This window comes from Mycobacteroides chelonae CCUG 47445, assembly GCF_001632805.1.
Classification (GTDB): Bacteria; Actinomycetota; Actinomycetes; order Mycobacteriales; family Mycobacteriaceae; genus Mycobacterium; species Mycobacterium chelonae.
The window spans coordinates 641,550-654,433 of sequence record NZ_CP007220.1 but is presented as its reverse complement, the minus strand read 5'-3'; the positions used below and the strand labels follow the sequence as shown (position 1 = coordinate 654,433).

12 protein-coding genes are annotated in these 12,884 nt (G+C 64.8%); 4 read left to right on the top strand and 8 right to left on the bottom strand.

All coding sequences use genetic code 11. The features are described 5' to 3' along the window. The first annotated feature begins 39 nt into the window (after window positions 1-39). The gene (locus BB28_RS03285) at window positions 40-1,443 is read left to right on the top strand and encodes a sugar porter family MFS transporter (protein ID WP_046252508.1); all 1,404 of its coding nucleotides are present in this window, start codon (window positions 40-42) and stop codon (window positions 1,441-1,443) included. On the opposite strand, the gene BB28_RS03280 is transcribed toward BB28_RS03285, so the two are convergent. Genes BB28_RS03280 through BB28_RS03270 form a run of 3 tightly spaced genes read right to left on the bottom strand, consistent with a single transcriptional unit; the run spans window position 1,436 to window position 5,281 of the window. Then, on the bottom strand, window positions 1,436-2,257 hold the full coding sequence (locus BB28_RS03280; RefSeq protein ID WP_046252507.1) for an SDR family oxidoreductase: 822 nt from the start codon (window positions 2,255-2,257) through the stop codon (window positions 1,436-1,438). The genes BB28_RS03285 and BB28_RS03280 overlap by 8 nt on opposite strands. Window positions 2,258-2,261: 4 nt before the next feature. Then, window positions 2,262-4,391 (bottom strand): S9 family peptidase, encoded by a 2,130-nt coding sequence (locus BB28_RS03275; RefSeq protein WP_046252506.1) that lies wholly within the window; start codon window positions 4,389-4,391, stop codon window positions 2,262-2,264. Next, window positions 4,388-5,281 carry a phosphoribosylaminoimidazolesuccinocarboxamide synthase gene (locus BB28_RS03270; RefSeq protein ID WP_046252505.1) on the bottom strand — a complete coding sequence of 298 codons (894 nt, stop codon included), beginning with the start codon at window positions 5,279-5,281 and terminating at the stop codon, window positions 4,388-4,390. Before BB28_RS03270 ends, BB28_RS03275 begins: the two co-directional genes overlap by 4 nt. Window positions 5,282-5,299: 18 nt before the next feature. On the opposite strand from BB28_RS03270, the gene BB28_RS03265 reads away from it, so the two are divergent. Then, window positions 5,300-5,926 carry a hypothetical protein gene (locus tag BB28_RS03265; RefSeq protein ID WP_046252504.1) on the top strand — a complete coding sequence of 209 codons (627 nt, stop codon included), beginning with the start codon at window positions 5,300-5,302 and terminating at the stop codon, window positions 5,924-5,926. A gap of 14 nt (window positions 5,927-5,940) precedes the next feature. On the opposite strand, the gene BB28_RS03260 is transcribed toward BB28_RS03265, so the two are convergent. From BB28_RS03260 to BB28_RS03245, 4 genes are all read right to left on the bottom strand, one after another. After that, window positions 5,941-7,173: a cytochrome P450 gene (locus BB28_RS03260; protein ID WP_046252503.1), complete on the bottom strand. Its 1,233-nt coding sequence runs from the start codon at window positions 7,171-7,173 to the stop codon at window positions 5,941-5,943. Window positions 7,174-7,176: 3 nt separating this feature from the next. Next, window positions 7,177-8,595, bottom strand: coding sequence for an adenylosuccinate lyase (gene purB, locus BB28_RS03255; RefSeq protein ID WP_046252502.1), 1,419 nt, complete (start codon window positions 8,593-8,595; stop codon window positions 7,177-7,179). A gap of 9 nt (window positions 8,596-8,604) precedes the next feature. Beyond that, window positions 8,605-9,288 (bottom strand): TetR/AcrR family transcriptional regulator, encoded by a 684-nt coding sequence (locus BB28_RS03250; RefSeq protein ID WP_109550415.1) that lies wholly within the window; start codon window positions 9,286-9,288, stop codon window positions 8,605-8,607. A 69-nt stretch (window positions 9,289-9,357) separates the two neighbouring features. Beyond that, a complete protein-coding gene (locus BB28_RS03245) occupies window positions 9,358-10,473 on the bottom strand; it encodes a pyridoxal phosphate-dependent aminotransferase (RefSeq protein WP_225422029.1) in 1,116 nt (371 codons plus the stop codon). Window positions 10,474-10,571: 98 nt separating this feature from the next. On the opposite strand from BB28_RS03245, the gene BB28_RS03240 reads away from it, so the two are divergent. Next, entirely contained in the window at window positions 10,572-11,378 is an 807-nt protein-coding gene (locus tag BB28_RS03240) for an alpha/beta hydrolase (RefSeq protein ID WP_046252501.1), read from the top strand. Window positions 11,379-11,441: 63 nt separating this feature from the next. Next, on the top strand, window positions 11,442-12,251 hold the full coding sequence (locus BB28_RS03235) for an alpha/beta hydrolase (protein ID WP_046252500.1): 810 nt from the start codon (window positions 11,442-11,444) through the stop codon (window positions 12,249-12,251). Here BB28_RS03235 and BB28_RS03230 read toward each other — a convergent pair. Then, the gene (locus tag BB28_RS03230; RefSeq protein WP_064393362.1) at window positions 12,248-12,874 is read right to left on the bottom strand and encodes a hypothetical protein; all 627 of its coding nucleotides are present in this window, start codon (window positions 12,872-12,874) and stop codon (window positions 12,248-12,250) included. The two genes, BB28_RS03235 and BB28_RS03230, sit on opposite strands and share 4 nt — an antisense overlap. Window positions 12,875-12,884 lie beyond the last annotated feature (10 nt).

The window sequence follows — 12,884 nt, the reverse complement described above, 5'->3', positions numbered from 1 at the left end:
TTGACTGTTCGCACATTACGCAACGTTGCGGGAGGTCATATGAGCGAGGAGGACGAATTCTCCTCAGGTCGCAGTGCCCTGCGGATCGCCTCGGTGGCGGCGCTGGGCGGACTGCTCTTCGGGTACGACAGCGCGGTCATCAACGGTGCCGTACAGGCGATCCAGGACGAGTTCGCCATCCGGGATGCGGAGCTGGGATTCGCGGTCGCCTCCGCGCTCCTCGGGGCCGCTGTCGGTGCCATGACGGCCGGACGCGTGGCCGACAGGATCGGGCGGGTGGCGGTCATGAAGATCGCCGCCGCACTGTTCCTGCTGAGCGCGGTCGGCGCGGGGCTCTCGCCCAACATCGAGTTGCTCGTCATCTTTCGCGTGATCGGCGGTGTGGGGGTGGGTGTCGCCTCGCTGATCGCACCGGCCTATATCGCAGAGACGTCGCCGTCGAACATCCGTGGCCGGTTGGGTTCTCTACAACAACTGGCGATCGTCACCGGCATCTTCCTGTCCCTCACCGTTGACTGGCTGCTGGCGCACATCGCGGGTGGATCGCGCAGTGAATTGTGGTTGGGACTCCCGGCATGGCGCTGGATGTTTCTCGCGATGGCACTGCCAGCGCTGGTCTACGGCGCGCTGGCCTTCACCATCCCCGAGTCACCCCGTTATCTCGTTGCCACCCACCGAATTCCCGAGGCACGCACGGTGCTGAGGAGGCTACTCGGGGAGAAGAATCTGGACATCACGATCACCCGAATCCAGGAAACTCTCGACCAGAGCACCTCACCCTCGTGGCGTGATCTACGCAAGCCCACCGGTGGTCTGTATGGCATCGTGTGGGTTGGTGTGGCGCTAGCGGTATTTCAGCAGCTAGTGGGCATCAACGTGATCTTCTATTACTCGAATGTGCTGTGGCAGGCCGTCGGATTCGGCGAGAGCTCGTCCTTCACCATCACGGTTATCACCTCCATCACGAACATCGCCACAACGCTGGTGGCGATCGCGTTGATCGACCGGGTGGGCCGCAAGCCCTTGCTGCTCATTGGTTCGGCCGGGATGGCCGCGACGCTCAGCACGATGGCGATCGTCTTCAGTTCGGCCACCGTCCTGGACGGCAAGCCGCACCTGGGACCCGTCGCCGGACCCGTTGCGCTGGTGGCCGCAAACCTGTTTGTCGTGGCGTTCGGGATGTCCTGGGGCCCGGTGGTGTGGGTGCTGCTCGGCGAGATCTTCCCCAACCGAATCCGGGCGGCGGCCATGGGAGTGGCCACGGCCGGAAACTGGGCCGCCAACTGGCTGGTGACCGTCAGCTTCCCCGCGTTGCGCGACTCGCTGGGAATCGCCTACGGGTTCTACGCGATCTGCGCGGTGGTGTCCCTGGTGTTCGTGGCGCGCTGGGTGAACGAAACCAAGGGCCGGACATTGGAAGACATGGATTCGGTCATCAGCTGAACAGCTGGCCGGACCGCACCGCGGCGATCACTCCACCGTCGACCAAAAGATCGGTCCCGGTGATGTACGACGCCTCAGTACCGAGCAGGAATGCCGCTGCCGCGGCGATATCGTCGGACGTGCCGATCCGTCTGGTCGCCGATCCGTCGATCATGGCCTTTGTGACGGCACCGGTCTCCGAGGCGAGTTCCTGGTGCCCCATCTTGGTGGACACCACCCCCGGACTGATCGAGTTGAGTCGAGCGCCGCGCGCACCCCATTGCCGGGCAAGTGCTCGCACGCGAATATGGTTGGCGCGCTTCGACAACTGGTAAGCAACCGCGGGATACTCGATGCCCTGAACGTACGGCAGTGCGAGCAGATCCTCGGCACCGGTGCCCGCCAGTTCCCGCTCCTGCTCAGCAGAGAGTTCCATGGGCATGTGGCCGGCCATGCTGGCGATCACCACACCCGCGCCGCCGGAGGACACGACGTTGCCGAACTCCTCCAGAACCAGAGCCACCCCTAGAAGGTCGACGGCCAGGATGGCCTGTGCCGGAGCCTGCGCCGGAGAAAGTCCGGCGGTGTGCACCACCTGAGTGACCCGCCCAAGCTCCGCGGCGACTGCGGCGAGTCCGGATACCGACTCGCGCGAGGAGACGTCAACGCGGTGCCCGATGACGTTGTGTCCATCGGCCTTCAGTTCGTCGACGACCGCCTGCAGTGCCTGCTCGTTGTAGTCGGCGATCACCAGGGTCTTACCGATGCCCTGACGGCGGGCGATGACCTTGCCCATCCCACCAGCGCCGGTGACAACGACGACTTCGTCAGACAACTGACTACTCCTTCACGGCACCAAGAACATCGAGTACCCAGGCGAGCTGGAATGCGCTTTCTTTCCAGCGCTCATACCGCCCGCTGATACCGCCGTGCCCGGCCGTCATCTCGGTGCGCATCAAGATGGGACGATCGCCGGTAGTCGTGTGCCGCAGCTCGGCGATCCATTTGGCAGGTTCGACGTACAGCACCCGCGAATCATGCAGTGAGGTCATCGCGAGAATGGTCGGATACTCGGTGGCACGGATGTTCTCGTATGGCGAGTACGACTTGATGTAGTCGTAGACATCCTTGTCTTCCAAGGGATTTCCCCACTCGTCCCATTCGGTAACGGTGAGCGGCAGCGTCGGATCACAGATGGTGGTGACCGGATCCACAAAGGGCACTTGCGCCAACACTCCGGCGAACAGTTCGGGCGCCAGGTTCACGGCGGCACCCACCAACAGACCGCCGGCACTCCCGCCCCATGCCGCGAGCCTGTCCGGCAACGCAATTCCAGCGTCAACGAGATATCTTGCCGCTGCGACGAAGTCGGTGAAGCTGTGCTTCTTGTGCAGCATCTTGCCGTCCTCGTACCAGAGGCGGCCCATCTCACCGCCACCGCGCACGTGGGCGATGACGAACACCACTCCCCTGTCCAGCAGCGAGAGGCGTCCGATGCTGAACTGCGGGTCCTCGCACATCTCGTAGGCGCCATACCCGTAGAGGATGGTCGGCGCCGGTTCACGAGTGTCCGCGCGATGAACCACCGAAAGCGGTATCCGGGTGCCGTCCTGGGCAACCGCCCATTCCCGTCGCTCCACATAGTCTTCCCGGCGATAGCCGCCGAGAACGGGTTGTTCCTTGAGCAGCGTGCGTTCCCCAGTGCGAACGTCGAGGTCGTACACCCGCGTCGGTGTGATGAAGGATGTGCAGCCCACACGCAGCAGCGGCGAGTTCCATTCGGGGTTGTCGCCCAGACCGGACAGCATGAGCTCCGAGTCGAACTCGACCTCCTGCGGCGCGCCGTATCCGTCGGCCTCAATCGGCCATACCTGGATGCGTGGCAGCGCTTCTCGGCGATAGCCGATCACGAAACGCTCGGCGAAGGCCTCGACACCGTCCAGCCGCACATCGTCACGATGGGCGATCAGAGTGCGGGCCAGCGCCGGGTCGGCTGGTCCCTCGGCGACCGCGGCGAACGGTAGGTCGGCGAGCGCGAAGTTCACCGCTCCGTCGTTGTGCAGGATCAAGAGCCGGTCCTCACCGCCGACCACAACGTGATCCACGGTGTATTCGATACCGTTGCGGCGCAGCCAGATCGGCGAGAAGGTCGTGGCAGGATCTTCGGCGTCACCGATCAGGATCTCGGACGTCACCGACGAGTGCACGCTGATGGCGACAAAGCGGTCGCTGCGGGTACGGCCCACGCCGATCCAGAAACGCTCGTCGGGCTCGGAGAACACCTCGACGGGCTCCGCATCACTACCCAACGTGTACCGGCGAATGGCGTAGGGCCGGAACGCCTCATCGATCACCGGGTAGTACAGGGTGCGACTGTCCATCGCCCACGTGGCACCGGCACCTATGTCGGTGATCTCGTCCGGGTACATCTGGCCGGTCCGCAGATCCTTGAACCGCAGGGTGTACATCTCGTGGCCGACGACGTCGACCGAGTAGGCCAAGGTGTTCCCGTCGGGGCTGACAGTCGCAGCTCCCAAGGAGAAGAATTCGTGCCCCTCGGCTTCCACGTTGCCATCGAGCAGGATCTGCTCGCCCGGAACATCGTGATCGAGCGCCGGCGGCCGCCAGCTCTCAATTCCGACGGATTCCCCTATCGGACAACGGCAATGAGTGCCGTACTGCTTACCCTCAAAGCTTCGGGCGTAGTACCACCACTGCCCCATCCGAGTGGGAATCGAGAGATCCGTCTCCTTGGTACGAGACTTGATCTCACCGAAGATGTTGTTACGCAGTCCTTCTAGGTGGCCGAGCTGGTCATCGACATAGGCATTCTCAGCCTCCAGATGCGCGATGACCTCTGGGCTCTCCTTCTCGCGCATCCATTCGTAGGGGTCGACGAAGGTATCCCCGTGGTACTCGCGCAGGGTGTCGATGCGGTTCGCGGTGGGCGGGCGTACGTGCCCGCTCACGCCGACGGGCCGATCCAATCAGCGAAGCTCAGCCCCGAGATGCGTTCATATGCCTCGATGTACCGCTCGCGGGTGGCCATCGCCACCGCCTCAGGTAATGGCGGCGGCGGAGTATCCGACGCGCGATCCCATCCCGATTCGGGCCCAGTGAGCCAGTTACGCACGAACTGCTTGTCGAAGCTGTCCTGCACCACACCCGCCTTGTAGTTGGCCGCGTCCCAGTACCTGGACGAGTCAGGGGTGAACACCTCGTCCGCCAGCACCAGCGTGCCCTCGATATCGACCCCGAATTCGAATTTCGTGTCGGCCAAGATGATTCCCTTGTGCAGCGCATGTGCTGCGGCCCTGGTGTAGATCTTGATCGTCTCGTCGCGCAGTTGGTTGGCGCGCACTCCGCCGACAAGATCCACCACGGCGGCGAAATCAACATTCATATCGTGCTCTCCGATATCGGCCTTCGTCGCCGGGGTGAACAACGGCGGATCCAGCCGACTGGCCTCGCCGAGCCCCTGGGGCAGCACGTGGCCGCACACCGCACCGGTGCGCTGGTAATCCAGCAGTCCGGACCCGGTGAGGTATCCACGTGCCACACACTCCACGGGGAGCATGTCGAGTCGGCGCACCAGCAGTGCCCGACCCAGCACCTCTTCGGGTATGCGCGGGTCATCGGGCGGTCCGGCCAGATGGTTCGGCACGGTCAGCAGCCCGAAGAAGAAGACGCTCATCGCGGTGAGGATGCGCCCCTTATCCGGAATCGGCGTATCCAGGACGAAATCGAATGCGGAAATTCGGTCGGTGGCGACGAACAACAGGTGCTCGTCGTCGACTCGGTACAGCTCACGGACCTTTCCGCTGGCCACATGCTGGTAATCGGACAGCGGAGGACGCATCGTGCCATCCTACGATTCATGCGATTCCTGCCCTACTCGACCCGACCGGGACGGTTGCTCGGCCAGTTGTTCAGCGATGTAGCGGTCGCGATCTGGAGCACGATCTGGGTGTTCGTCGGGCTTGCTGTGCATGCCGCGGTGTCGACGATCGCCGAGGTAGGCCGGCAGGTGAAGGACGGCGCCGACGGTATTTCGGACAACCTGAACTCCGCCGGAGACAGCGCACACCGGATCCCCTTGGTGGGAGACAAAGTGGGTGGACCCTTACGCGCGGCAAGCGAGGCAGCCGCCGATTTGGCCGGAGCCGGCCACAACCTGGACACCACTGCGACCTGGCTGGCGATCGTTTTGGCGATCGCCGTTGCCGCGCCTCCCATCCTGGCGTTCGCAGGGCCGTGGATCTTTTTGCGGATCAGGTTCTTTCGCCGCAAGCTGGTCGCGGTACAGCTGGCGGCCACTCCCGCGGGTGAACAGCTGCTGGCCCTGCGGGCGCTGGCCAACCGGCCGCTGAGGAAGCTGGCGGTGGTCACGCCCGATCCCGTGGCGGCCTGGCGCGCTCAGGACACCGCGTCGATACGGGGCCTGGCGGCCATCGAATTGAGGGCCTCGGGTATCAGCACACCGAAAACCTGGCGCACCTCCTAGCCGATCACGGTGCCTTAGGAGGCCGCCACAAGCAGATGGCGGATACCGGTATGCCGATTACTGCGCGTCCATTCCACCGGCTCGGCCAATTGCAACGACGCAAATCGCGAAAGCAGCTCCTCGAACACCACGCGCAGCTCCAGACGAGCCAGATGTGCCCCCAGACAGAAATGCACGCCCTGTCCAAAGCCTAAGTGAGGATTCGGTTTGCGCGTGATGTCGAAGGTGTCCGGCCGGTCGAACACCAGCGCATCGCGATTCGCCGAGCCCTCCCAGACCACTACCTTCTGGCCCGCGACGATCTGCTGACCACCCAACATCACATCAGCGGTGGCCGTCCTGCGCTTGGACGGTGACGGCGAGGTCCAGCGCAGCATCTCCTCGACAGCCGTCGGCAGCAGGCCAAGATCTTCACGCAGGGAACGGAATTCAGCGGGGTTGTCCAGCAGCGCCAACAGGCCACCGGCAATCGCATTACGCGTGGTCTCGGCACCGGCACTGAACAACAGGTAGAAGAACAGATACAGTTCGGCGTCCGACAGCGAGGGCGCTTCCGGATCATCAACCGTCGCATTGGCGACCACAGACAACATGTCGTCGGCGGGCGCCGCACGTTTCGACGCGACCAACTCCGAACCATATTGATACATACCGGAGCTGGGATCGCCCAAAGAGCTGGTGACGTGCGAGCGTCGTGACCTGCCGAAGTCGAAACTGGGCTCAACCGCTTCGAACAACCAGTGCCGTTCAGACTCCGGCACGCCCAGCAGGATGCAGATCATCTGCATGGGCAGCTCTGCGGCGATATCGACGAGGAAGTCGAACGGCACGGTCGGCTGCACCGCATCCAAGAGCGTCCGGCACCGCACCCGCAAGTCATCCTCGACCCGCTGAATCATGCGCGGGGTCAGTCCGGAGCTCACCAACTTACGGATCTGACGGTGTCGCGGATCATCCATCATGTTGAGCACCTGGCCGGCGATCGGCAGATCCTGTATGAGGGTGCCGCCGTAGGGCCGGTCACCCCCGGTCACCGATGAGTACATCACCGGATCACGCAGCACCTCAAGGGTTTCCGCATAGGTGGCCACCGACCAGAAGCCCTCGTTGTCCGGGGTGTTCTCGGTGGGCTCATGCCAGTACACCGGCGCCTCGCGCCGATGCCGTGCAAACAGGGCGTGCGGAAACCCGCCGGCGAAGTTGTCCAGGTCGGTCAGGTCTATGCCACGAAGAGCCGCGCAGCCCATGAACTACAGAATGGCACCCGGGTTGTAGGCCGCGGCCTCGGGGTAGGCGTCGACAAGCGCGGAGACGTCGGCCACCACTCGATCGACCTGGTCGGCGGCGGCTCCGGTGAACGAGGCCCGATCTGCCAGCGCGGCTTCCAGGGTCGCAGCGTCCAGCGGCAGCCGCGGATCTTCCGCCAGCAAGCCCAAAAGGTCTGGTTCGGCGCCCTTTTCACGCATGGCGAGCGCGGTCGCGACGGCATGCTCCTTGATGACCTCGTGGGCTTCTTCGCGTCCGACCCCGGCGCGCACCGCCGCCATCAGTACCTTGGTGGTCGCCAGGAATGGCAAGTAGCGGCGCAGCTCCCGGTCGATCACCGCCGGGTAGGCGCCGAACTCGTCGAGCACCGTCAGGAACGTCTCGATCATCCCGTCTACGGCAAAGAAGGCATCGGGCAGCGCGACACGTCGCACCACCGAGCAGAACACATCGCCTTCATTCCATTGCGCCCCAGCCAGTTCCGCAGCCATGGAGCCATACCCACGCAGAATCACCTGTAAGCCGTTAACCCGTTCACAGCTGCGGGTGTTCATCTTGTGAGGCATCGCCGAGCTACCCACCTGTCCAGGCGCGAAGCCCTCGGTGACCAGCTCGTGCCCGGCCATCAGCCGAATGGTGTGCGCCAGTGAGGACGGGCCGGCGCCGAGCTGCACCAGCGCGGACACCACATCGTGGTCCAGCGAGCGTGGATACACCTGGCCAACGCTGGTCAACACAGCCGAGAACCCGAGGTGCTCGGCAATACGCTCCTCCAACGCGGCCAGCTTGACTACGTCCCCGTCGAACAGATCGAGCATGTCCTGCCCGGTGCCCATGGGTCCCTTGATCCCACGCAGCGGATACCGGTCGAGAAGCTCACGCAGCCGCGTGAGCGCGATCAACGTCTCGTCTGCCGCCGATGCGAACCGCTTACCCAATGTGGTGGCCTGTGCGGCCACGTTGTGGCTGCGTCCGGCCATCACCACATCCCGGTATTCGACGGCGTGACGCGCGAGCCGCGCCGCCACCGCGACGCCGTGGGCATGGACATATTCCAGCGACCGCCGAATCTGCAGCTGCTCCACGTTCTCGGTGAGGTCGCGGCTCGTCATCCCCTTGTGGATGTGCTCGTGCCCGGCGAGGGCATTGAACTCCTCGATACGAGCCTTGACATCGTGACGGGTGACACGCTCGCGGGCGGCGATGGAGTCCAGGTCAACCTTCTCGACCACGCGCTCGTAATCCTCAATAACGCCGTCGGGAATGTCGATGCCGAGGTCACGTTGTGCGCGCAGCACAGCGATCCACAACTGGCGCTCCAGCAGCACCTTTGATTGCGGCGACCAGAGCGCCGCCATGGCGTCGCTCGCGTACCGGGATGCCAGAACGTTAGGGATTTGCACAACCAGAGTCTATGGGGGGAAGGAAATCGACTCAGCCAGCTGTTCCACTTCCAACGGTGCGAGCACGTCGATGACGTCCACCAGCATCGCCGTGGCAGTTGCCTGTGGACTACTGGCCGCCTCGGTGAGCGCGCCCACCATCGCGCCATCGATAGTCGAAATCAGCACCGCGACACGGACGTTATCGATGGAACGACCAGACCTGCGAACCACCTGGGCCACGGCATCGTCGCGCTGTTCCCGGAGACGCTGCTGCACCTCGCGCAGTTCGGGATGGCGACTGCACGCCAGTTCACGCTCGTACCGCGATACCAACTGTTCCCCGCCACCGAATCCCGGCGTGCCGAACAACAGCTCCACCACCGTCTCTGCGGTGGCAGCAGCTCCACGGCGCCGATATTGAACCAGAGACAACCGTTCCTGGATCTGTTCCAGCTCGTGGGTTCCCGCGTGTTCGACGGCCCGCGCGATCAAGTCCTCCAACGAGGAGAAGTAGTAGGTGGTCGAGGCCAATGGCAGTCCAGCACGCTGCGCCACGGCCCGATGCCGCACCGCATCAATACCATTGTCCCGCAACAGATCAGCAGCAGCGCTGATCAACGCCCGCCGCCGTCGCTCCCCCTTCGGGGTGGCTTGCGGACGGTGCGCGGTATTCCCTTCGGGGAACACCTCGACCTGTTGCCTGACTGTCACGTCATGTCATGCTGCCAGCAGAGACGCATCCCCACGGGCGTTTTGCGCTATCTCATGCAAGCGGCCACATCAGGCCTGGCCGAGTCGCACCAGAGCCTCCTCGATCGCATCCGTGCTACCGGCGAAGCTCAGGCGGATGGTGTGGTGACCACGCACGGTGTCAAAGTCGATTCCGGGCGCGACGGCTACCCCAGTGCGCGCCAACAGGTCCGCACACCACTGCTCGGCATTACCGGTCAGGTGCTCAATATCGGCATACGCGTAGAACGCGCCATCAGGCGGCGCGATCTTGGTAATGCCTGCGTTAGCGAGGCCGCTAATGAGCAGCGTCCGGTTCGCCGCATACCGGCGCACATGCCCGTCGAGCTCAACCCGCGCCTCGGGGCTGAACGCCGCCAGCGCACCGTACTGCGAAACAGCCGGCGGGCAGATCGTGAAGTTCGAGGACAGTCTGTCGACGGCACGCAGGAACCGGCGCGGCACCAGCATCCAGCCCAACCGCCAACCCGTCATCGAAAAGTACTTGGACACCGAGCCCATCACTACCGACTCTCGACTGAATTCCCATGCACTGGAGGTCTTTTGATCGCCGTAGGACAGCCCGTGGTAGATCTCGTCGGAGATCAGCAGGGTGCCGTTGGCTTCACACCACAGCGCGAGGGCCTCCAACTCCGTCGCGTCGATGATGGTACCGGTGGGGTTGGCAGGACTGGCGACGATGAGACCGGCAGGAGGTCGCCCTTCCTCCTGCAAAAATGCCTCCAGCATCGCCACCGTCGGCTGGTAACGCGTCTGGAGCCCGCAGTCGATCTCGACAACCCGACAGCCAAGCGCGGCAAGACAATTGCGGTATGCGGGGTAACCGGGCCGGGTCATCACGACGGTATCGCCCACATCGAAGGCCGCGAGGAACAGCAGCGTGAATCCACCCGAGGATCCCGTGGTGACGACGACGTCCTCCGCCTCGACCTCGATACCCGAGCGCTCCCGGTGGTACCCGGCGATCGCCTCACGCAATTCCGGCAACCCGAGTGTTTCGGTGTATCCGAGCACCTGCGTGCCGAGAGCCTCTCGGACCGCGTCGAGAACCACCGCAGGTGCGCCGGTCGACGGTTGCCCAGCGGCCAGGGAGATCATGTCCCCGTGCGTGCGCTGGCGTGCGGCGGCCGCCGTCAGCACGTCCATGACGTAGAACGGCGGAACGTCCGAGCGCCGCGAGAGACCTACCACGGCTGCGACGGTATCGAATGTCTGGATCTGGACGGAACCGGCATGATGTCCACATGCGTGATCTGTCTCGACGCTCCCTGTTCGCACTCGGCGCGGCAACCGGCGCCGGCGCCGCCCTGGCCGGTCTGGGGGCTTTCCCTGCCCATGCCGACGGCGCCATTGCCGCGGGTTCCTTCGTCTCGGCGGCGCGCGGTGGTGTGCGTACCGAATGGCGTATCGCCCGGCCACCCGGGGTAACCGGCCCCATCCGGCCCATCATCGCGCTGCACGGCAAGGGCCAGACCGCCGCCGGAGTCATGGAGGGCGGCGTGGAGAACATGCTGGCGCAGGCCGTCACGGCGGGTGCCAAGCCCTTCGCTCTGGTCAGCGTCGACGGTGGCGGCGGCTACTGGCACAAGCGGTCCTCGGGTGAAGACTCCGGCGCGATGGTGCTGGGTGAATTCATCCCACTGCTGGCCGAACAGGGACTGGACACCTCCCGCGTCGCATTTCTGGGCTGGTCGATGGGCGGATACGGCGCCATGCTGCTGGGCTCACGCCTGGGCGCCGGCCGAACCGCCGCCATCACCGCCGTCAGCCCGGCGCTGTGGACGTCCTCCGGTGCCGCCGCACCCGGCGCCTTCGACGGTCCCGAGGACTACGCCGCCAACTCGGTATGGGGGTTGGCCGCGCTGAACTCCATTCCGCTGCGCATCGACTGCGGTGACAGCGATCCGTTCTACAGCGCCACCAAGCAGTTCATCGCCCAGCTGCCGACACCGCCTGCGGGCGGCTTCAGCCCCGGCGGTCACGATGGCTCGTTCTGGAGCTCGCAGATCGGCGCCGAACTGGCGTGGATGTCGCCGCTGCTCACCGCGTAGCGCTGTTCTCCTACCGTTGGCTGGACCTCGACGGGTTTGCCATCCGCTGGCATTATCGATCCCGTGACCGAAATGAGCCGACGTCGCCTGTTGCAGATGGGTGCCGCGCTCGGGGCCGGTGCTGCGCTTCTTCCGACGCTCGCGGCGCCCGCACGGGCCGCGGCCGATGTCACCAGCGGGTCCTTCATCTCCGAGGCCCGCAGAGGCACTCCCACCGGATGGAAGGTAGCCAGGCCACCAGGAGTCGACTGGCCCGTGCGTCCGGTGATCATGTTGCACGGTCGCGACGAGAACGCCGATCGGACCATCTACTGGGGATATGAGCGGATGCTCGGGGATCTGGTCGCCGCGGGGGCGCCGCCCTTCGCGGTCGCCGCGATCGACGGGGGCAACAGCTACTGGCATCCGCATCAGAACGGCGACGACCCCGGAGCGATGATCATCGACGAGTTCCTGCCGATGCTCGCCGAGCAGGAGGGCCTCGACGTCTCCCGGGTGGCCTTCATGGGCTGGTCCGCCGGCGGCTACGGTGCGCTGCTCAACAGCGCCCGTCTGGGCGGACCCCGAACCGCAGCCGTCGCCGCGGTGTCCCCGTCGATATGGCTGTCCTATCCCGAGGCCACCGCTGACGCCTTTGACAACGAGGAGAACTGGGAAGAGAACTCGGTTTTCGGTCGGCCCCAGCTCAACGGGCTACCGGTGTGGGTGTCGTCCGGCTTCGACGACAGGTTCTACACGGCCAGTAAGGTTTTCGCCGAGCAGCTGGCGGCGCCCCCGGCCGGAGATTTCGGTCCGGGCGCGCACGAGGGTGGGTACTGGCTGTCGCAGGTCCCCCTCGCACTGGGTTGGATCGCACCGATCCTGGCCGCCTAGAGCCCCGGGTTTGGGGGGATCTCGAAGGTCGTCGAGGGCTCCTTGGGCTCCTGAACGCAGCTCATCGTCCACCAACTGGCGACCGACCCCGACCGGCGTCCTTCGCACTGGCGTACTTGTTCCTGTCTGATGGCTTCGAAGTCGCGGGTTATGTCGCAGGAGCGAGCCGCCGACTGATGCGCGAATTCGTAGCGGAGAACCAATGCGTCGATCGACAGGAGTCCGTCACGGCGGGCGAGCTTGTCGGCGAGCGCAACATCGTTGTCTGCCATGCCACGGATGTCAGCCTCCAGGGTCAGTCCATGGTCGGCATGATCGTCCGGCATCAGCGTCCGCAAGGACTCCGCCTCACGCCGCAATGCCGTGCTGAATGCCGAGGCAGCGGGCCCGACCCGCCGGTCCTCCCACGACCACGTGCGATTCCTGGTCAATTTCGAGAAGTCGTCGTACTCGGGTTCTGCGCGCTCCGCCACGGCGAGAACGGCCGTACACAACGACAGCTCGTGGACGTACGGAGCCGGCACCGCCTGCGATCGGTTCGACCGCCAGGTAATCACCAGCAGCACGACGGTGGCGAGCACCAGGGCCACCGCGCCCAGCGCAAACCACTTGCGACGTCCCACCGATCCCCCC

Excerpts from the sequence above, each read along its gene's own strand:
- BB28_RS03260 (WP_046252503.1), bottom strand. The coding sequence starts at position 7,173 with ATGGGCTGCGCGGCTCTTCGTGGCATAGACCTGACCGACCTGGACAAC.
- BB28_RS03270 (WP_046252505.1), bottom strand. The coding sequence starts at position 5,281 with ATGCGTCCTCCGCTGTCCGATTACCAGCATGTGGCCAGCGGAAAGGTC.
- BB28_RS03265 (WP_046252504.1), top strand. The coding sequence starts at position 5,300 with ATGCGATTCCTGCCCTACTCGACCCGACCGGGACGGTTGCTCGGCCAG.
- BB28_RS03240 (WP_046252501.1), top strand. The coding sequence starts at position 10,572 with ATGCGTGATCTGTCTCGACGCTCCCTGTTCGCACTCGGCGCGGCAACC.
- BB28_RS03245 (WP_225422029.1), bottom strand. The coding sequence starts at position 10,473 with ATGGACGTGCTGACGGCGGCCGCCGCACGCCAGCGCACGCACGGGGAC.
- BB28_RS03285 (WP_046252508.1), top strand. The coding sequence starts at position 40 with ATGAGCGAGGAGGACGAATTCTCCTCAGGTCGCAGTGCCCTGCGGATC.